Origin of the sequence: Bordetella avium (genome assembly GCF_034424645.1) — a bacterium.
GTDB lineage: Bacteria > Pseudomonadota > Gammaproteobacteria > Burkholderiales > Burkholderiaceae_B > Bordetella > Bordetella avium.
Genome location: NZ_CP139969.1, coordinates 957,480 through 976,092, shown reverse-complemented (window position 1 = coordinate 976,092; position 18,613 = coordinate 957,480). Strand labels below are relative to the sequence as shown.

Sequence of the window (18,613 nt, the reverse complement as noted above, 5' to 3'; positions counted from 1 at the left end):
ATGCTATATCAGGCTCGGCGCCATTGGGTCATGCCGCCGGGCTTGTCATCCAGTTCGATGCCGGCCGCGCGCAGTTCGGCGCGGATGGCGTCGGCACGCGCAAAATCGCGGCTAAGCTTAGCCTGCCCACGCTCGGCGATCAACGCCTCGATGCGGGCCGCATCCATTTGCGACGCGCCCTGCTGCATGCCGGCCGAAGAATACCGGGTAGACGATTGAAAATAAACCGCCGGATCTTGTTGCAAAAGACCCAGCACGGCACCTAGTGCCTTGAGCTGACCGGCGGCACGGCTGTCGCGCTCGCGGTTGACCTGACCCGCCAGCTCAAACAACGCGGCCACCGCGCCAGAACTATTGAAATCATCATTCATGGCTGCCTTGAATGCCTGCGCCTGCGCCTCGTTCCAGTCTATGCCTGCAACGTCCGGCGTCACATTGGCCAGCGCCTGATACAGACGATCCAGGGCATTCTGCGCATCGACCAGATTGTCGGGCGTGTAATTCTGTGGGCTGCGGTAATGGTTGCGCACGATGAAAAAGCGCAGCATTTCCGCTTCGCGCGGATTGACTTGGTAATCGGCCTCACCATCCTGCGCCTCGCCCTGGGCGATCGTCTGGCGGATGGTGCGGAAATTACCCAGCGACTTGGACATCTTCTCGGCATCGACCATCAGGGGGCCGCAGTGCATCCAGATATTGGCCAAGGTGCCGCCGAAAGCGCCTTCGGTCTGGGCGATTTCGTTCTCATGGTGGGGAAACTTCAGATCCGGACCGCCACCGTGAATATCCAGAGGCAGGCCCAGCAGGCTCTTGCTCATGGCGGAGCACTCAATATGCCAACCCGGCCGGCCGAAACCATAGGGGGAATCCCATTTGGTTTCGGGGGGTTCTTCTTCTTTGGCAGACTTCCAAAGCACGAAATCGAGCGGATCGCGCTTGGACGAGCCGACCGCCACGCGCTCGCCGGCGCGCAGATCGTCGAGCGACTTGCCCGATAATTTTCCATAACCCTGAAAGCCGCGGACGGCGTAGTTCACATCGCCATCGTCAGCCTGATAGGCCAAGCCGTTTTTCTCGAGACGGCCAATGATGTCGATCATTTCGCCGACATAGGCAGTGGCTCGCGGCTCATGGTCAGGGCGCTCCACCGCCAGCGCGCGCTCGTCGGCATGCATGGCAGCAATGAAGTAATCGGTCACCTCGTGCATGCGCCGCCCCGTCTGGATGGCGCGGCGGATGATCTTGTCATCGATATCGGTAATATTACGCACGTAGTTGACGGCGTAGCCGCTGGCTCGCAGCCAGCGCTGGACCACATCGAAGGCCACCAGCATGCGGGCATGACCCAAGTGACAGTAATCGTAGACTGTCATGCCGCACACATAGATGCGCACCTCGCCGGCATGTACCGGTTTGAAGGTCTCTTTGGTACGCGACAATGTGTTGTAGATGTGCAGCATGGCGCTCGTCGTTGGCTATCTTGGCGTCTTAGGAAGGGTGTCTGGCCGGCCTCAACATGCTGGGCCGCACCGCCCGGCATGCCCTCTGAGAGCGCTGCCGCAAGGCCATTGCCTCAACCGGGGCTAAAATGGCGGTCTTAAAGTATAGCAAGCGGCCTGTCACCGTGCTTTTCGGCAGGCCCCTCAACTAACGGACACCCTAGTGAAGAACACGCCGCTCATGCGCTATCTCATACTGGCTCTGGCCCTGTGCGCCGCAGCGGCCAGCCCACTGGCCCACGCGCAATCCATCGCTGGCGGCTCGGCATCGAACAGCAACACCGGCCTGACCAAGCTTGAAAATCCGCCGCCCGAAGGCGGCTGGGATGCGCTGGCCAGGCTGCTGGAAGCCGCAAAGCCCGGTGTCGATACCCGCCTGGACCCGACCCCATCCCAGATCACGGACTATATCGAGCGCCAGCTCAACGCCGGCCATAACGAAGAGGCCCTCAAAATGATCGAAGCGCGCATCGCCGCATCGCGCAAGACCCCCGGCACCGATGTGCAATTGATGTTCCAGCATGCGCGTGCGCTGGCGGCGCTCAAGCGCTCTCAGGAGGCCGAGGCCATTTACAGCGAAATGACCACACGTTTCCCGGAGTTGCCCGAACCCTGGAACAACCTGGGCGCCCTGTACGCGGCGCGCGGCGATCTGGACCGGGCTCAGGATGCGCTTAACATGGCGTTGCGGGCCGATCCGAATTACGCAGCGGCCCGCGCCAACCAAGGCGACCTGCAGCTCATGATTGCGTTGCGCACCTACCGGCAGGAAGCCGAGCGCGGCGTGCCTGGCATGCAGCAAAAAACCCAGGAACTGGAAAAACTACTGAAGGATAAATCGCATTCATGACCGCTTTTATCTCCCGCATCAGGCCGCTAGGCCATTGGGCTGGCGCATTTCTGCTCGCTGCCCTGCTGCCCCTGAACTCCGGCGCTCAACCGGCCTCCCCGTCCTCCTCTCTTTCAGAAGGCACTCCATCCATGAGCAATCCTCGCGTCAAGCTTCACACCAATCAAGGTGATCTGGTCATCACTCTGGACGCCGAAAAAGCGCCCAAGACGACCGAGAACTTCCTCACCTACGTGAAAGAAGGCTTCTACAACGGCACCATCTTTCATCGCGTGATCGACGGTTTCATGATTCAGGGCGGCGGCTTCGAACCCGGCCTGAAGCAAAAGCCCACCCATGCCCCGATCGACAATGAAGCCAACAACGGCCTGAAGAACGACAAATACACGGTCGCCATGGCCCGCACCAGCGATCCGCACTCGGCCACCGCCCAGTTCTTCATCAACGTCGCCAACAATGACTTCCTGAACTTCTCCGCACCGACCCCGCAAGGCTGGGGCTATGCCGTGTTCGGCAAGGTGACCGAAGGCACCGACGTGATCGACAAAATCCGTGGCGTAAAGACGGGCAACGAAGGCTTCCACCAGAACGTGCCCAAGGAAGACGTCGTCATCGAAAAGGCCGAAATCCTTGAATAAGCTTGTCCTGCCAGGCACGTTGTGGCTGGCCTCCGACGTGCATCTGGGGCCGGCGACGCCGGCCACTGCCGAGGCCTTCACCGGCTTTCTGCAGGCCGCTGCCGAGGAGGCCGATGCCCTGCTGCTGCCCGGCGACATCTTCGACGCCTGGATCGGCGACGATGTCATCCGCGCGGCGCCGCCCTGGCTCGCGCAGGCACTGCAGGCCATCAAGGCCGTGGCGGCGCGCATCCCGGTTTATCTGGGCCGCGGCAATCGCGACTTTCTGATGGGCCAAGAGCTGGCGGATGCGTTGGGCGCGCAACTGCTGCCGGAACCTGCTTTGGTCGAGACCGATTTCGGCACGCTGCTCATCACGCACGGCGATGAGTACTGTACTGACGATACGGCCTATCAGCAGTTTCGCACCATGGTGCGCGACCCGCGCTGGCAGGCCGAGTTCCTCGCCAAGTCCATTCCCGAACGCTTGCAGATGGCGCAACAGGCCCGTGGCGAAAGCATGGCCGCCAATCAAAGCAAGTCAACCGAGATCATGGACGTCAATGAGGATGCCGTCGCGGCGGTGTTTCGCGACACCGAGGTGGCCCACCTCGTGCACGGCCACACCCATCGTCCTAACCGTCATGTGCTGAACATCGACGGCAGGAAGCGCGAACGCTGGGTCCTGCCCGATTGGGATTGCGATCACGGCGCCTTGCGCGGCGGCTGGCTGGTCATCGACCGCGACGGGCTGCAGTTTTACGATCTCGCCGAGGACGCCTGAGGTATCCCGCGAATCGTAAAGGCTTGCTTCGCTTTCGGGACAGGCAGCCAAGCAACAAGGCCCGGCATTCGCCGGGCCTTGTTGCTTGTGCCGCAGCGCGCAGGCGCTAGAACGCCAGCCAGGCCGCGACCACCACCCCCAAGGCGATGCGATACCAGGCGAAACCGCGATAAGTGTGATTGGCCACAAAACGCAGCACGGCGCGCACCACCAGCAAGGCGCTCAGAAAAGCCGCGACAAAGCCTACCGCGATGGCCCCCAGATCATGGCTGGTCAGCAAATCGATATTGCGGTACATGTCATAGACCGCCGCACCTAGCATGGTCGGCATGGCCAGGAAGAAAGAAAACTCCGTCGCCGTCTTGCGCTGAATGCCGGCAACCATGCCGCCAATAATGGTTGCCCCAGAACGCGACGTGCCCGGAATCATGGCCAGGCATTGCGCCACGCCCACGCCCAGGGCCTGCTTCCAACTGATTTCTTCCAGGCTATGCGCCGTGGCGCGCTCTTCGGTGGCGGTTTCACTGGCGCTGCCATCTGATCTGGGAGCGCGGCGCTCTACCCACAGCATGATCAAGCCGCCCAGCACCAGCGTGACCGCCACGACGCCCGGATGATAGAAGGTCTGCTTGATCGCCTTGATGAAGATAGCGCCGATGATGGCCGCCGGGAAAAAGGCCAGCAGCAGATTACGCGTGAACAGCATCTCCTGGCGCTGACCGCTCAGGGTGCCGCGAATGAGCTGCCACAGACGGGCACGGAAAATCCACATCACGGCAAGAATGGCGCCCAGTTGAATCACCACCTCAAAGACCTTGCCCGATCCGGATTCGAAATTAATCCAGTCGCCGAACAGAATCAGATGGCCCGTGCTGGACACCGGGATGAACTCGGTCAGGCCTTCGATAATGCCCAGGAAGAAAGCCTTAACAAAATAGAGCGTGCTGTCGGTCACAATAGGAATACCTGAGAAAACACTTGTTTAGTCGTGATCGTAGTGGTCGGAATCGGCCAGTGCTTCGTTGGAAGTGCGCTCTACCCTCACTGATGCAATACGCCGCCCTTCGATGCGCAATACCTCGAAACGAAAGCGGAAGTACGGCGTTTCATATTCGCAGCTATCGCCCGGCTTAGGGAGTTGCCCGAAGCGCAGCAGCAAATAGCCGGCCAGGGTGGAGTAATCCCGCGACTCGTCGAGCAAGCCTTCGGTGTCCAGCACCTGCTCGACATGGCGCAAGTCTGCCGCGCCATCGAGCTGCCAGACACCATCGCCCAGGGAAACGATATCAGGGACTTCGTCTTCGTCGGGAAACTCACCCGCGATGGCCTCAAAGACATCGATGGGCGTGACCAGGCCTTCGATGGCGCCGAATTCGTCAGCCACCAGCACAAGCTGGCCGCGCGAGCGCTTGAGCGTGTCCATGAGGCGCAGAATGCCGATGGACTCATGCACGATGATGGGATCGCGCAGGCGGCTGCGGCGTATCGCACCTTCGGCGATAAGGTCGGCCACCATGTCCTTGGCGCGCCCGATGCCGATCACCTCATCAAGAGAGCCCCTGCATACCGGAAAAAAACTGTGCGGCGCCGCCATGATCTGCTGCTGAATGTGCTGCGGATCATCGTCGATATCGACCCAGGACATATCGATGCGCGGCGTCATGATGGACTGGATTGAGCGCTCGGCAAGCGTCAGCACGCCGCTGACCATATTGCGCTCTTCTACCCCGAAAGCAGGCAGAGCCGGCGCATTCGCGTCCGGTTCGCTGACCGGCTCGGCCGTTTGCGGACGTTTGCCGAGCATGCGCAGCACCGCCTCCGCCGTGCGGTCCCGCATGGGGCGGCGCGCATCCAGCTTGAGCAGATTGCGCCGCGCCACCTGGTTGAGCGCCTCGATCAGCACCGAGAAACCGATGGCGGCATAGAGATAGCCCTTAGGCACCTTGAAGCCAAAAGCCTCGGCCAACAAGGAAAAACCTATCATCAGCAAAAAGCCCAAGCACAGCACGACCACCGTCGGATGGGCATTGACGAAACGGGTCAGCGGCTTGGATGCGGCCAGCATGATGCCGATGGCGATGATCACGGCGATCATCATGATGGCCAGATGATCGACCATGCCCACGGCCGTGATGACGGAATCCAGCGAAAACACCGCATCGAGCACCACGATCTGCGTGACCGTGACCCAGAAACTCGGATAGGAGCGCGAGCCGCCGGCAACCTGCTGGCCGCCGCCTTCGATGCGCTCGTGCAATTCCATCGTGCCCTTAAAGAGCAGGAAGAATCCGCCCAACATCAGGATGAGGTCACGCCCGGCAAAAGAGAAAGGCCCGAGTACAAACAGGGGTTTGGTCAGCGTGACCAGCCAGGACATCACTGACAGAAGCGCCAGACGCATCACCAGCGCCAGGCTCAGACCCACGATGCGCGCGCGGTCGCGCTGCGACGGCGGCAGCTTGTCCGCCAGAATGGCGATGAAGATGAGGTTGTCTATCCCGAGGACGATTTCAAGGATGACAAGGGTAAGCAGGCCGACCCACGCGGCGGGGTCCAGCAGCCACTCCATCAGGCACTCCAGAAGTTACAAGTTGGATAATCGTACATGGAAATATCGTGACACGCGGGTAAGCGCCTCTTCCCGACGAGCGGCCCGCCAGCCTACTCGGCCTGACTGACAGCAAGATGAAAAAACCGGCGCAAGGCCGGTTTAGAAGAGGCGGCGCGCGTCAGGCCTTGGGCTGCAAAGCCGTCAGCATATGGGTGAAAATTTTGGGGCTGCCGGCCAGCACATTGCCGGAATCCATCCAGCCTTGCTCACCGTCGAAGTCGGCGACCAAACCGCCGGCCTCGAGCACCAGCAGACTGCCCGCAGCCAGATCCCAGGGCTTGAGTCCCACGCCGCAGAAGCCGTCCAGACGCCCGGTCGCCACATAGGCCAGCTCCAGCACGGTCGAGCCCAGGCGGCGCACCCCGGTGCTGCCTTCGGCCATATGACGGAAACGCGAAGAAGCCTGGTCAGGATCGGCAGGCGTCGGCCAGTGCGCGCCCAGCAGCGCCTCGTGATAGCGGATGCGGCCGGACACGCGCACGCGGCGGTCATTCAGGAAAGTGCCGCCGCCACGGCTGGCCGTGAACAACTCGTTGCGGGCCGGATCGTAAACCACGGCCTGCGTCACCTGGCCGCGCTGGGTCAGGGCGATGGACACCGCGTAATTGGGCAGGCCATGGATGAAATTGGTGGTGCCGTCCAAGGGATCGATGATCCATTGAAACTCTGCCTGATCCGGGCCTTGCAGGCCGTACTCTTCGCCCAGCACGGCGTGATCGGGATAGGCGGTGCGCAGGACTTCGACAATAGCCTCTTCCGCGGCACGGTCCACTTCCGTGACATAATCGCGCGGCCCCTTGCGCGCCACGGTGAGGCGGTCGGGGTCGAGGCTGGCGCGATTGATGATGGTGCCAGCACGGCGAGCCGCCTTGATGGCGGTATTGAGCATCGGGTGCATAAAATTCCGTTCGGTGAAGGCCTGGCCCACATAGGTGCGCAAGCTGAGGGAGTATCGTACTGCCAGCGGGCCAAATACCCCGGCTGTCCCCGGCCTGGCGTGCCCGGAAATCCAGGAAAGCACAAAGCCAAACCTCCCATTTTAAATGACTACAGAATTTTCACGTGCGCGATTCATCATGGTGCAGCCCAGCCACCCCGGCAACGTGGGTTCGGCGGCTCGCGCCATCAAGACCATGGGCTTTGCCGAACTGGTGCTGGTAGACCCGCGTCTGCCCGATATGACCCACCAACCCGAGGCCGTCGCGCTGGCCAGCGGCGCGGCCGATGTGCTGGAAAACGCCCGCACTTGCGCCACGCTGGAAGAGGCGCTGGCCCCGGTCACGCTGGCTTTTGCGCTGACCGCCCGCGTGCGCGACCTGGGCCCCCCGCCTTGCGATATCCGCCAAGCCGCCACCCTGAGCCGCGAGCATCTGGACCAGAAGCCGGACGGATGCGTCGCCATCGTGCTGGGGACGGAGCGCTCTGGGCTGACCAATGAGCAGATCGGGCTGTGCCAGCGTATCTGCCATATCCCGGCCAATCCCGAATACAGCTCGCTCAATGTGGCGCAGGCGCTGCAACTGGCGGCCTGGGAATTGCGCTACGCCCTGCTTGAAGCCGCTGGCGCGACGCTGCTGCCGCCCTCCAAGGCGCATCAGCCTGATCCGGGAGCCCAGCCCGCCAGCAGCGAGGCCGTGCAGGCCATGCTTGCACACTGGGAGCAGGCTTTGGTGGCCGTGGAGTTTCTCAACCCGGCCCACCCCAAAAAGCTTATGCCTCGCATGCGGCATCTGTTCACCCGCGCCGAACTGAGCCGCGACGAAATCGACATGATGCGTGGCGTCTGTACCGCCATGCTGGATATCGCTGGCCGCGCCGGCCCCCGTCAGCGCAAAAACAACAACTAGCCGATTGCTTAAAAATATATCCGGGTAAAATTGATAAATTAATTTTACCCGGGTATATTGCTGCTTTCCGTCCTGACGGAGGCACCCCATGCCCGCCTACCTCGAACCGACCCAGGCCGCCGGCCGCGATTTCATTGCGCGCGCAAGCAAGGGCCCGTTGATGATGCTCAACCTGCTGCGCTTGCGGGAAGTGGCCGATTATTCGGCCCATCCCGAGCTGGCGCCGCCCCATGCAATCAGCGGCGCCCAGGCGCTGGACCGCTATATCGCCCATACCCTGCCGCGCGCCAGCGGCGGCGATCTGTCGTTTCATGGCAGCGCCAGCGCCTGGCTGATCGGTCCCGATGAGGAACGCTGGGACCGCGTCATGCTGGTGCGGCAACACAGTACAGCCGTCTTTCTGGACTTTGCCAGCAATCCGGCCTATCTGGCAGGCCTAGGCCACCGACTGGCCGCCATCGAAGACTCCCGCCTGCTAGCCATCACGATGAAGGCCTGAAGCCATGCCACTTGTTCATACCGGAAACATCGATTTGGAATACGACGAGTTCGGTCAGGGCGAAGCCATCCTGCTGATTGCTGGCCTGGACGCACAACGCACTCGCTGGTCGGACGCCTGGTGCCACATGCTGGCCGATCAGGGCTACCGCGTGATCCGCTACGACAACCGAGATGCAGGCGGCTCCAGCCATCTGACTCATTTGCCCACACCGGATTTCGCGACGCTGGCGCTAGGCGCCCCCCCTGCTTACACCCTGCAAGACATGGCCCTGGACGCGATCGGTCTGCTTGACGCCCTTGGCATCGAGCGCGCACACCTCGTCGGCCGCTCAATGGGCGGCATGATGGCCCAATGGCTAGCCGCCAACGAAGCGGCCCGCGTGACCACGCTGGTGTCCATCATGTCGAGCACAGGCAATCCTGCCCTGCCGGGCGCTGCGCCGGAGGTGATGGCCATGCTGACCCACCCCGTCCAGGACCTGGCCTTCCGCCTGGCCTTCGCGCGCCGCTTGGCAGGCAGCGGATTTCCCTTCGACGAGGCCCGGGAGCGCCGCTTTATCGAGCAAGAAAAGCCGGCATCCCCTGGCGGCTTCATGCGGCAGCTGGCAGCCTTGGTCAGCGCAGGTGACCTGCGCCCCCAATTGGCCCGCATCAGCGCACCTACGCTCGTGATTCACGGCAGCGAGGACCCGCTCATCCTGCCAGCCTGCGGCCAAGACACTGCGGCGTCCATTCCCGGCGCGCAGTGGCCCGATATGCCGGGCATGGGACACGATATCCCCGCAGCGGCCTATGCAAGGCTGGGCCGCGCGATCACGGCCCATGCCCGTCGGCACAGCGTGGCTTAATCGACCCGGGCGCCCGAGGTCTTGACCACCGGCGCCCAACCTTCGACTTCTGACTTGATAAAGGCGCCAAACTCTTGCGGCGTGGTCTTCTCGCCCACCGCGCCCAGGTTCTCGAAGGCGTTTTGCACCCCAGGTTTGTCGAGCGCCTGATTCATGGCCTTGTTCAAGGTCTCGACCACGTCGGGTGGCGTGCCGGCCGGCGCAATCAAACCAAACCATGACGTGACATCGAAGTTGTCAAAGCCTGCTTCCTTCATGGTGGGCAGATCGGGGGCGCTTTGGGAGCGTTCGCCGCTGGTCACGGCCAGGGCGCGCAGCTTGCCCGCTTGCACATGCGGCCACGACGACGGCATGTTGTCGAACATGAACTGCACCTGTCCGCCGATCAGATCGCTCACGGCCGGGGCGCTGCCCTTGTAAGGCACATGCAGCACATCAATACCGCTGCGCTGCTTGAATAGTTCGCCCGCCATATGAATCGATGTGCCACTGCCCGAGGACGAAAACGCCAGCTTGCCGGGATGGGCCTTGGCGTAATCGACCAGTTCCTGCACCGACTTCACAGGAACCTGCGGATTGACCACCAGAATATTGGGGACTTTTGCGCCCAGCGCGACCGGCGCGAAATCTTTCACCAGATCGAATTTGGCGTTGCTGTACAGCGTTTGATTGATGGCGCTGGTGACGGCCACGAAGAGCAGGGTGTAGCCATCCGGCGTGGCGCGAGCGACATAGTCGGTGGCGATATTGCTGCCGCCGCCGGGTTTGTTTTCGATCAGAAACGTCTGACCGAGCGACTCGGTCAGCTCTTTGGCCATAATGCGGGCGATCACGTCAGTCGTGCCGCCTGCCGAGAAACCCACCACAATGCGCACCGGTTTATCCGGGTAAGGCGCGGCCTGAGCGGAGGCAAGGACCAGGGCGCCGAGGGTGGCGGCGATCGTGCCGCCCAGGGAGCGCACTAGGCGGGTTTTTTTGGCCAGGGTCATACTCTGTCTCCAAACTGATGTGTCCATTGTGTGGACGTATAAGAATTTTAGGTGGGCCGATATTGCGCTATACAGCGTCGATCAGGCAAGGTAGAGTCCACCCTACGGACGCTGGTTTACCCGTGGCACGGGCCCCTGACGAGCCGAATATTTACCTTAATAATCAGAGACATACATGCAAGAAAGCGAGACCACGGCCGCCGGACCGCGCACCTTGAGGCGGGGCCTGGCGGTATTGGCGACCTTGCGCGATCAGGGGCCCCACGGTCTGAGCGTGACGGATATCGCCCGCCAGACTGGCATTCAACGCCCCACTATTTATCGCCTGCTGGCCGCTTTGCGCGAGGCGGGCCTGGTGTCAACCGTCCATGGCACCAAGAAATACCGCGCCGAGCTCGGCGGCGAACCCGACGCCGTATCGACCGATCCGCGTGTGCGCCAAATGCTGCCCACCCTCAAGCGGCTGGCCGACCGTACCGGCGATGCCGTGTTCCTGGTGGTACGCGACGGCGATGACTCGGTCAGTCTGCACCGGGAAATCGGCAGCTATCCCGTGCAGATTCTGGCTACCTATGCTGGCAAGCGCCAGCCGCTGGGCGTGGGTTCGGGGGGTATGGCCGTGCTGGCCGCCCTGCCGGACGACATCGCGCACGGCATCGTCGCGCGCAACTCAGGGCGTCTGGATGAGTATGGCGGCATGACGCCGCATGAAATGCTGCGTCTTATCGAAAACACCCGGTCCCGGGGCTATTCCGTGGTGGGCAATCATGCCGTGCGCGGCGCGCTGGGCGTGGGCTGCGCCCTGCTGGATGCGCAGGGCATGCCCCTGTTGGCCGTGAGTGTGACGGCCATCATTGACCGCATGCCGGCGCAGCGCCAGCGCGAAATCGCCGGCTGGATCAAGACGGAACTGGCCAGGCTCAAATACTGAGCCCGGCGCCTCAGGCGCCGTCCTTGGACGGCGGCGCCTGAATTTCACGCACCGGCACGGGCGCACGGAAACCGGCTGCGCTCATCTGCGTACGGAGCTGCTGAAACAGGTCCCAACGCATATCCCAGTAGTTGGCGGCCGTGGCCCAGACCCGCACGTTCACGACCGTGCCAGTGTCACGGTACTCGATGGCGCGCACGCTGGGCGCCGGCTCCTGCAATACCAGGGCATGCGCCTTGACCACCGCTTTCAGACGCGCGACCGCCTCATCGAGGTTGTCACCGTAATGAATGATCACCGGAATATCGCAACGGCGGTTGACGTTGCGGCTGTAGTTAATAATGGTTGCGGTCCAGACCGTGCTGTTGGGCAATGACACATTGATGCCATCGGCCTGCACCAGCCGCGTCAGAAAAAGCCCAACCTCTTCGACCGTGCCCTCATAGCCGTTGCTCAAGCCCACGTATTCGCCCGCGCGGATAGGCCGCAACACCAGCAGCATGATGCCTGCGGCAATGTTTTGCAGCGTGCCCTGCAAGGCCAGACCCACAGCCAGGCCGGCCGCGCCAAGCACGGCGATCAGGCTGGCGGTCTGCACGCCAAACCGCGCCAGTACCGCAATAACCGTGAAAATGCGCACAGACCAGACCACGGTGGTCTGGAACATGGGCACGATGGTGGGGTCCACCCGGGGGGATTGCTGCGCCACGCGGCGCACCCACCGCCCTAGCATCGATGACACCCACCAGCCGATAATCAGAATCAGCAGCGCCACGACCAGATTCAGGCCCATATCCAGGATTTGGGGCATGAGCTCGCTCATACCATTCAGCCACTCTTTCATGCGATCTCCCGCCTATGCTTGCAAATGACTTGCCGACTCTAGCAGAAGACCCTGATCAGCCCAAGTCTGGCGCCCGGCGAAAATGGTTATCCCAGGAAAACTCGCGCCCGGCCGGCATCAGCTCGACCGGCATGCGTGACGGACCCGCGTGCAACAGGGCGCCCAGTCCGCTGGAGACGAAAAAACCACCGCCCTTGGCGGGAGCGACGCCGCAGCCATCCGGCAAGGCAGTCGCCCCCAACTGCCGGCCGCTGGCCGCGTCCCAGTAGAGCACCTGCCCGCCAAGCGGACTGGATGTCGCGATAACCGTGCCGCTGGCGTCCGCCGCCACCGACCCGATATAGTTGCGCATCCCCCGCAGCCGCTCCGGGTCGCCTTCGAAACACTCGGCCGCTTGTCCGCGCCGGTGCCGGCCCACCAGCGCAGGACGTTCGGGTCCCATATGCTGACAGCCAAACCACACCGAGCCATCGGCGGCCAAGGCCAGATGGCGGATGGACAAACGGTGCCAGCGCGCATCCAGTTCGACTTTCTCGAGCATGTCGCCATTGGCCGCATCGAGATAGACCAGCGAAGGCTTCATGGTGTCCAGATTAAGTTCGAGCTTGCCGTAATCCGGATGGGTGAGAATGCCGCCGTTGGCCACGCAGAGCGTCTTGCCGTCAGGCATCAGAATGACTTCGTGCGGACCGATGCCGCCGGTGGAAAACTCGCCGATCCGTCGCGGCCTGGCGCTGACGTCGTAAATGCCCAGCACGCCCTGCCCGGCCTCGTAATCATTTTCGGTAGCCAGCATCAGACGGCCGCCTGGCAGATACACCCCATGGCCAAAGAAATGCCGCCCTTCAGCGGCCTCGATCACTTGCGGCGCATGCCCCCCCCGCAAATCGAAACTCACCGCAAAAAAACCGGGCTGGCGGCCAAACACGGTCACACGCTCGCCATCGATGGCAAAACTATGCCCCCGATCCGGCATGGGCACGACCAGCCTGTCGCGCCCGCGCTCATCGAGCACCACGGCCTCATGAACGGCGCCGCGCTGCCTTGCCGTCACGAACAGAGCCTGATCGGCGACGGTCTGGGCGAAGAGGCGTCCCGGCAGCATCAGGGCCGAGGCCGCTAGAAAAGTACGGCGGTCAATCCCCATCGAGCGCATTGAATCCAATCGTGACCCCCAGGGCGGGGGCAATATCCTGATCGACGAGGTCCTTGGCGTTCTTGACGATCATGGCCGTCAGCAACAGCGAGGCGCGCGGCGCTGCCTGCGTGAACGCCTGCGCGGGGTCGGCCGGCGCTTGCGCGGCCAGCACCGCCGCCTGCCCAAGCTCATGGTTCAGCGTATCGGCTAGGCCCTGCGAGCCGGGCGCAAAGGTATAGCCGCCCGCCTGGTAAAAAGCCAGCAGGCCGCGCAGGCTGGCGGCCAGCGTGGCTGAAGATTGCTCGCTGCGCCAGAACGCAGCGCGCTTGGGACGCGCCGCTTGCGCGTCGGGGCCCAGCACGGGCAAGAGGTTGATGTCGCGCACGAATTGCAAGCCGGCGGACAGGGCCTTCATCGCCTCGGCGGCGACCTCCTGCTGATTGCGGTAAAGATCGTTGTCGCGAGCCGGTGCAGTGAACTGCCGGCCAAACCCGCCTTGAGCACTCCAGGCCTGCGCAAGCTCGCTGCTCAAGGCCTGGATATTTCCCGCCACCGCCACGGCATAATCGCAAACATAGGGAGACGCCGCCGAACCGCGCAACAGGCCCGGCTCTCCATACAGCAGATATTCCAACGCAGGCAGCCCCTGCACTGCCACGCTGCGCCCAGCCAGCGCCCCTTCGGCCAACAAGGCCGGATCAGCCGCCGCCAGCAGACTCTGTATCTGTTTGGGCATGACCCCGCGCGTGTCAGGCCAGAAAGCCAAACGCTCGAATCGGTTGCCCTGCACCAGCGGGCCGAATCGCAGGAAGGCCACGCCAGCCCAGGCCTGCGCCAGCGCACCAAAAGCGGCGTCGACCTTGGCCGCGCCGGCCGGGTCAGCGGCCTGACACCAGGCGCTAAGATCTTGCTGCATGGTACGCGCGCGCGCTTGCAAGGCGGCCGTTACAGGCCGCGCATAGCCATCGGCCAAACGCAGGCCCAGATCGGGCGGCGGCGCGGCCCAGGCCGGCGCGGCGAGCAATGCAGCCGTAGCCAGAACACACAGGGACTTCATAATGACTCCAGGAAGCGGATCAGATCCGCCCGTTCGGCCGGTGTCATGGCGACCACCCGATCGCGCGCGGCCTGCGCCTCACCGCCGTGCCACAGTATGGCCTCCAACAAGGTACGCGCCCGGCCGTCATGCAAATACGTAGCATTGGGATTGACCACCTTGGTCAGCCCGATGCCCCACAAGGGCGGCGTGCGCCATTCGCGGCCATTGGCCTGCCCTTCGCTGACGCCGTCTGCCAGACCATCACCCATATCGTGCAGCAACAGATCGGTATAGGGCCAGATAAGTTGAAACTGATGCTCGGGCTGTTTGGCATCCCGGCGCGTCACGTACTTGGGCACATGGCAGCCGACGCAATTGGCCTCGTAAAACAACTTCTTGCCCGCCAACACCCGCGCATCGTCGCTATCCCGCCGCTGCGGCACGCCCAAATTGGTGGAGTAGAGGGTCACGAAATCCATCAGGCGTGCGGGCACCTCGTGCTCGCCCAAATGCGGCTGGGCGCCATGCGGCATATCGAAACAGGCTTTTTGAGCGGGCGTGCAATCGCCATAGTGGCTGGGAAACAGGGGGGTGGACAAACCCATGTCGTTCGAGAAGGCCGCCGCGCTTTGCTGCTCGACCGTGGGCTGGCCGGCCTTCCAGTTGAAGCGGCCCAGCGACATCTCGCCCGTGCGGACATCGCGCACCCAATTGGGCTTGCCGCTGATGCCATCTCCCTTATCCGCTTGCGCATGAGCCAGGATGTCATCCTCATGAATGGCTTCCAGCAAACCCAAGCCGATCATGGGCGGCGCCAGCCGGGGGGAAATCTGGGTGTCTGCGCGCATCGGGCCATAGCCCAGATCTTCGATGCGGTAGACGGGTTGCATCAGCGTAGCCACTTCGCCGCCCGCCAATTGCACCGTGAGCGGCGTGTAGTCGATCTCCATGCGCCCTTCGCTGGGCAGGCCTGCGACGGCAAAGTTCTGCAACTGCGTGCCGTACAGGGGTTCGGGAAACGCCGCGAGATCGCCTTTGGCGAGCGCCTCGCGCTCGCCCTCGGTCACGGGAGGCACCGACAAACGCAGCAACAGGGCCACCGCGTCGCCGCGCTCGAGCGGATCGAAGCCAGGCACCGTGCCGCGCCCATCCTTGACATGGCAGGCCTGGCAGGAGCGCGCATTGAACAACGGCCCCAGGCCATCGGAGGCCTGGGTGGAGGCCGGCGCCGAGACCCAGTTTTTGCGAAACAGGCCATTGCCCACCAGAAATTGCTGACGCCCCTCGAATTTCATATTGCCCGAGGGGTGCGAGAAGATATCCGCGTTGATCAGCTTCTTGACCGTGGCCGCGCCGGCCTGCATGGCCTCGAAAGACTCGGAGGCCGAGAAATCGGTGGCGGGCGCGGTAATGGCCTCGACCCGCTTGCGATCCTCGACGCTCAGATCACTGCGCGCCTGGGCGCTGGCTGTCGCCAGCGCCGCCAACAACAGAACCAGGGGCTTCACTTGAATACGGGCTTGTCGAGACTGTCCGAACCCTCGATCGTGACATCGCTCAGATCAAGCAGGGCGATGACGCGCTCGAAACTGCGCGTCTGGTCGATCAGGCGGTCGATCGCCGCCTGCACGATCGCATTCCCTTCCTTGTTGCCCTCGGCAATCATCTGATCGTAGGTTTCGACCTTTTCGGCGCGGTCGCGCATGGCCTGCATGGCCGCCACGGTGGCATTCAGCTTGGCGCGCACCTCAGTGTCGAGCTTGGGGTCTTTTTCCTTGACCAGATCCGAGAGGCTGGCGCCGCTCACCTGCTTGCCGTCAGGGCGGGTGTAGGCGCCCAGATAGACATTGCGAATGCCGATCTGGTTGTAATAGTGCGAATTATGAGTATTGTCGGAGAAGCAATCATGCTCTTCTTCGGGATCATGGAGCATGAGCCCGAGCTTCATGCGCTCACCGGCCAACTCGCCATAGGACAGGCTGCCCATGCCTGTCAGCATGGCCACCAGGCCGGCTTTCGGATCTTCCTGCACGACCTTGCGAGCGTCGCCATCATCCTGCCATTGCCCGGCCATTTCCTTCAGATCATCGACCAGCAGCTGCGTCACGACCTTGAGATACGCCACGCGGCGCTCGCAATTGCCACCCGTGCAATGCTTGGGATCGAAGTCCGTATGCGGACGGTTGCCAGCATGGCGTTCTTGCGGCGTGCCCTTGCGGTCTTTCGGCGCTGGCCCGGTGCCGTTCAGGTCCTGGCCCCAGAGCAAGAATTCGATGGCGTGATAGCCGGTGGCGACATTGGCCTCATTGCCGTCTGCCTCGTGTAACACCTCAGCGAGCAGTTCTGGCGTGAGCTTACCTGCGTCGATGGTCTTGCCGCCGACCGAAATCTTCGAGTTGGCAATCACATTGACAGCATAGAAAGCATTGTCATCGCTTTCAGTGCCGTAGCCGGCATCGACATAGTCGATCAAACCCTCGTCCAGAGGCCAGGCGTTCACGCGGCCTTCCCAGTCATCGACGACGGGATTGCCAAAACGAAACACTTCGGTCTGCTGATAGGGCGCGCGGGCGACGATCCAGGCCTCTCGGGCGGCCTTAAGGGTGGCCTCGCTCGGCTGGGCGATCAAGGCGCCGATGGCTTGCTGCAGCGTCTTGGCGCTCGTAAGCGCATCCTGATAACCCGCCGCCGCGATATCCGAATAGGTTTTCACCACGGCCTTGGGCTCGACAGCGGCCTGGGCCCCTCCCGCAACCACGGCAGCCACCAGCAACATGCCTTGCAGCAACTTGCGCATCCACACTCTCCCTAGTTTCGGGTTGCCCCGCTGGCCAACCCATATTGACGACTTTTTCAGGCGGCTGTAAGTGTAAACAATTTTCGTTCAACATTCAGAAAGCCGTCAGTGTGCACATAAACCGCGCCACGATGCCCCAGCCCGCGCACTCGAACAGTGCATGGACGGCCCTACCCCCCCCCTGTTTTTCTCGGCAGAGAGCGACCACGACACCCTGATCGCTCGACAACAAGCAAAAAAGCGGAAGCTGGCACGCGGTTTGCTCATCGGTATACAAGCTTGTCCTCAAGGCAAGCGCCAACTGGAGCGCCTTTATGAGCCAACGACCCTCGTCCATCAATGTTTTCCGCCGCCGCCTGCTGCAATCGGCCGCACTCGGCGCCGCCACGCTAGGCATGCCCGCCCTGGCTCGCGCCCAGACCGGCCCCACCATCCGCATCGGATACTGGCCCGTGGCTGCCGGCCTGCCCTTTTATGCCGCAGTAGAAAAAGGCTATTTCAAGGAGGCTGGCCTGAATGTGGAGGCGCAAAAATTCGCTGGCGCCCAGCAGGTCATCGAAGCCATGCTGGCCGGCCGCTCGGACGGCAGCGCCAACGGCATCGGGTCGGCCAATCTGGCCATCGGCGAAATCGCCTCTCCCGGTCTGTTCAAAATCTTCGCGTCCAATCCCAGTAACGCCAAATACGTGCTGGATGAATTCATCGTCGCCAAGGACAGCCCCATCCGCTCAATTGCCGATCTCAAGGGGAAGAAAGTCGGTTCGGGTCCCGGCATCCAGAACAGCACGCTGGCCCGCACCGTGCTGGAACGCGCCGGCGCCACCGGCGCCACCGTGGTGGAGCTGGCCATCAGCCAGCATGTCGCGGCCGTGGCTGCCGGCCAGCTCGATGCCTGCTACACCCTGGAACCCACCGGCACGGTAGGGCGAGCCAACGGCACCACCCGAGTGCTGGAAGCGGGTGTCATCGCTAAATACGTGCTGGGCGATCCGATGGCCCCCTGGTTCGGCGGCTCGGCCTCGCTCACGACGGCCTTCCTGAAGAAACATCCGGACGAGGCCAAGCGTTTTATCGCCGCCTATGCACGGGGCATCGAGCTGGTGCGCACGCAGCCGGAAGAAGCGCGCCAGTATCTCAAGGGCTACACGGCGATCGAAGGCGCCATGACCCAGGAAGTGCCGCTGGCCGCCTATACCCTGTACAACGAATTCACTCCCGCCGATGTGCAGCATTTCCAGAAGTTCTTCGACCTGTTCTCCGAGAAAGGCGTGTTCGCCCGCAAACTCGATGTCGACAGCATGCTTTACAAGGGTTGACC

Annotated in this window: 18 protein-coding genes; 8 read left to right on the top strand and 10 right to left on the bottom strand. The window is 62.7% G+C overall.

Features of this window, described 5'->3' with window-relative positions; translation table 11 throughout:
• Positions 1 to 8: 8 nt before the first annotated feature.
• Positions 9 to 1,460, bottom strand: a complete 1,452-nt coding sequence (cysS, locus tag U0029_RS04635; protein WP_114852327.1) for a cysteine--tRNA ligase — start codon at positions 1,458 to 1,460, stop codon at positions 9 to 11.
• A gap of 220 nt (positions 1,461 to 1,680) precedes the next feature.
• Between cysS and U0029_RS04630 the strand changes: the two genes are divergently transcribed.
• Genes U0029_RS04630 through U0029_RS04620 form a run of 3 tightly spaced genes read left to right on the top strand, consistent with a single transcriptional unit; the run spans position 1,681 to position 3,750 of the window.
• Complete coding sequence (locus tag U0029_RS04630; RefSeq protein WP_169507438.1) at positions 1,681 to 2,349, top strand: tetratricopeptide repeat protein; 669 nt, start codon at positions 1,681 to 1,683, stop codon at positions 2,347 to 2,349.
• Positions 2,346 to 2,987, top strand: a complete 642-nt coding sequence (locus U0029_RS04625; protein WP_169507439.1) for a peptidylprolyl isomerase — start codon at positions 2,346 to 2,348, stop codon at positions 2,985 to 2,987. Before U0029_RS04630 ends, U0029_RS04625 begins: the two co-directional genes overlap by 4 nt.
• Positions 2,980 to 3,750: a UDP-2,3-diacylglucosamine diphosphatase gene (locus tag U0029_RS04620; protein ID WP_012418218.1), complete on the top strand. Its 771-nt coding sequence runs from the start codon at positions 2,980 to 2,982 to the stop codon at positions 3,748 to 3,750. The genes U0029_RS04625 and U0029_RS04620 overlap by 8 nt, the downstream gene beginning before the upstream one ends.
• 106 nt (positions 3,751 to 3,856) lie before the next feature.
• On the opposite strand, the gene U0029_RS04615 is transcribed toward U0029_RS04620, so the two are convergent.
• From U0029_RS04615 to U0029_RS04605, 3 genes are all read right to left on the bottom strand, one after another.
• Positions 3,857 to 4,705, bottom strand: a complete 849-nt coding sequence (locus tag U0029_RS04615) for an undecaprenyl-diphosphate phosphatase (RefSeq protein ID WP_039051714.1) — start codon at positions 4,703 to 4,705, stop codon at positions 3,857 to 3,859.
• A 27-nt stretch (positions 4,706 to 4,732) separates the two neighbouring features.
• Positions 4,733 to 6,319 carry a TerC family protein gene (locus tag U0029_RS04610; RefSeq protein WP_114852325.1) on the bottom strand — a complete coding sequence of 529 codons (1,587 nt, stop codon included), beginning with the start codon at positions 6,317 to 6,319 and terminating at the stop codon, positions 4,733 to 4,735.
• 160 nt (positions 6,320 to 6,479) lie between these two features.
• A complete protein-coding gene (locus U0029_RS04605) occupies positions 6,480 to 7,259 on the bottom strand; it encodes an inositol monophosphatase family protein (RefSeq protein WP_012418221.1) in 780 nt (259 codons plus the stop codon).
• A gap of 145 nt (positions 7,260 to 7,404) precedes the next feature.
• Here U0029_RS04605 and U0029_RS04600 point away from each other — a divergent pair, with 145 nt between their 5' ends.
• The 3 genes from U0029_RS04600 (at position 7,405) to U0029_RS04590 (ending at position 9,557) form a co-directional block, all read left to right on the top strand.
• Entirely contained in the window at positions 7,405 to 8,208 is an 804-nt protein-coding gene (locus U0029_RS04600; protein ID WP_114852324.1) for an RNA methyltransferase, read from the top strand.
• Positions 8,209 to 8,296: 88 nt separating this feature from the next.
• Positions 8,297 to 8,707, top strand: coding sequence for a DUF1330 domain-containing protein (locus U0029_RS04595; RefSeq protein ID WP_114852323.1), 411 nt, complete (start codon positions 8,297 to 8,299; stop codon positions 8,705 to 8,707).
• Positions 8,708 to 8,711: 4 nt separating this feature from the next.
• Complete coding sequence (locus tag U0029_RS04590; protein ID WP_114852322.1) at positions 8,712 to 9,557, top strand: alpha/beta fold hydrolase; 846 nt, start codon at positions 8,712 to 8,714, stop codon at positions 9,555 to 9,557.
• On the opposite strand, the gene U0029_RS04585 is transcribed toward U0029_RS04590, so the two are convergent.
• Complete coding sequence (locus U0029_RS04585; RefSeq protein WP_114852321.1) at positions 9,554 to 10,546, bottom strand: Bug family tripartite tricarboxylate transporter substrate binding protein; 993 nt, start codon at positions 10,544 to 10,546, stop codon at positions 9,554 to 9,556. The genes U0029_RS04590 and U0029_RS04585 overlap by 4 nt on opposite strands.
• Before the next feature lie 175 nt (positions 10,547 to 10,721).
• Here U0029_RS04585 and U0029_RS04580 point away from each other — a divergent pair, with 175 nt between their 5' ends.
• The gene (locus tag U0029_RS04580) at positions 10,722 to 11,477 is read left to right on the top strand and encodes an IclR family transcriptional regulator (RefSeq protein ID WP_012418224.1); all 756 of its coding nucleotides are present in this window, start codon (positions 10,722 to 10,724) and stop codon (positions 11,475 to 11,477) included.
• Positions 11,478 to 11,487: 10 nt separating this feature from the next.
• Here the strand turns inward: U0029_RS04580 and U0029_RS04575 are convergent, their stop codons facing one another.
• Genes U0029_RS04575 through U0029_RS04555 form a run of 5 tightly spaced genes read right to left on the bottom strand, consistent with a single transcriptional unit; the run spans position 11,488 to position 17,295 of the window.
• Positions 11,488 to 12,321 (bottom strand): mechanosensitive ion channel family protein, encoded by an 834-nt coding sequence (locus U0029_RS04575; protein ID WP_012418225.1) that lies wholly within the window; start codon positions 12,319 to 12,321, stop codon positions 11,488 to 11,490.
• 55 nt (positions 12,322 to 12,376) lie between these two features.
• Complete coding sequence (locus U0029_RS04570; protein ID WP_114852363.1) at positions 12,377 to 13,468, bottom strand: DUF1513 domain-containing protein; 1,092 nt, start codon at positions 13,466 to 13,468, stop codon at positions 12,377 to 12,379.
• Positions 13,458 to 14,516, bottom strand: a complete 1,059-nt coding sequence (locus tag U0029_RS04565) for an imelysin family protein (RefSeq protein WP_114852320.1) — start codon at positions 14,514 to 14,516, stop codon at positions 13,458 to 13,460. The genes U0029_RS04570 and U0029_RS04565 overlap by 11 nt, the downstream gene beginning before the upstream one ends.
• Positions 14,513 to 16,006: a di-heme oxidoreductase family protein gene (locus tag U0029_RS04560; protein WP_114852319.1), complete on the bottom strand. Its 1,494-nt coding sequence runs from the start codon at positions 16,004 to 16,006 to the stop codon at positions 14,513 to 14,515. Before U0029_RS04560 ends, U0029_RS04565 begins: the two co-directional genes overlap by 4 nt.
• Positions 16,003 to 17,295 carry an imelysin family protein gene (locus tag U0029_RS04555; RefSeq protein ID WP_114852318.1) on the bottom strand — a complete coding sequence of 431 codons (1,293 nt, stop codon included), beginning with the start codon at positions 17,293 to 17,295 and terminating at the stop codon, positions 16,003 to 16,005. Before U0029_RS04555 ends, U0029_RS04560 begins: the two co-directional genes overlap by 4 nt.
• 314 nt (positions 17,296 to 17,609) lie before the next feature.
• Between U0029_RS04555 and U0029_RS04550 the strand changes: the two genes are divergently transcribed.
• Positions 17,610 to 18,611, top strand: a complete 1,002-nt coding sequence (locus tag U0029_RS04550) for an ABC transporter substrate-binding protein (RefSeq protein ID WP_012418229.1) — start codon at positions 17,610 to 17,612, stop codon at positions 18,609 to 18,611.
• Positions 18,612 to 18,613 lie beyond the last annotated feature (2 nt).

Excerpts from the sequence above, each read along its gene's own strand:
- cysS (WP_114852327.1), bottom strand. The coding sequence starts at position 1,460 with ATGCTGCACATCTACAACACATTGTCGCGTACCAAAGAGACCTTCAAA.
- U0029_RS04630 (WP_169507438.1), top strand. The coding sequence starts at position 1,681 with ATGCGCTATCTCATACTGGCTCTGGCCCTGTGCGCCGCAGCGGCCAGC.
- U0029_RS04625 (WP_169507439.1), top strand. The coding sequence starts at position 2,346 with ATGACCGCTTTTATCTCCCGCATCAGGCCGCTAGGCCATTGGGCTGGC.
- U0029_RS04610 (WP_114852325.1), bottom strand. The coding sequence starts at position 6,319 with ATGGAGTGGCTGCTGGACCCCGCCGCGTGGGTCGGCCTGCTTACCCTT.
- U0029_RS04605 (WP_012418221.1), bottom strand. The coding sequence starts at position 7,259 with ATGCACCCGATGCTCAATACCGCCATCAAGGCGGCTCGCCGTGCTGGC.
- U0029_RS04600 (WP_114852324.1), top strand. The coding sequence starts at position 7,405 with ATGACTACAGAATTTTCACGTGCGCGATTCATCATGGTGCAGCCCAGC.
- U0029_RS04595 (WP_114852323.1), top strand. The coding sequence starts at position 8,297 with ATGCCCGCCTACCTCGAACCGACCCAGGCCGCCGGCCGCGATTTCATT.
- U0029_RS04590 (WP_114852322.1), top strand. The coding sequence starts at position 8,712 with ATGCCACTTGTTCATACCGGAAACATCGATTTGGAATACGACGAGTTC.
- U0029_RS04585 (WP_114852321.1), bottom strand. The coding sequence starts at position 10,546 with ATGACCCTGGCCAAAAAAACCCGCCTAGTGCGCTCCCTGGGCGGCACG.
- U0029_RS04580 (WP_012418224.1), top strand. The coding sequence starts at position 10,722 with ATGCAAGAAAGCGAGACCACGGCCGCCGGACCGCGCACCTTGAGGCGG.
- U0029_RS04575 (WP_012418225.1), bottom strand. The coding sequence starts at position 12,321 with ATGAAAGAGTGGCTGAATGGTATGAGCGAGCTCATGCCCCAAATCCTG.
- U0029_RS04570 (WP_114852363.1), bottom strand. The coding sequence starts at position 13,468 with ATGGGGATTGACCGCCGTACTTTTCTAGCGGCCTCGGCCCTGATGCTG.
- U0029_RS04565 (WP_114852320.1), bottom strand. The coding sequence starts at position 14,516 with ATGAAGTCCCTGTGTGTTCTGGCTACGGCTGCATTGCTCGCCGCGCCG.
- U0029_RS04555 (WP_114852318.1), bottom strand. The coding sequence starts at position 17,295 with ATGCGCAAGTTGCTGCAAGGCATGTTGCTGGTGGCTGCCGTGGTTGCG.
- U0029_RS04550 (WP_012418229.1), top strand. The coding sequence starts at position 17,610 with ATGAGCCAACGACCCTCGTCCATCAATGTTTTCCGCCGCCGCCTGCTG.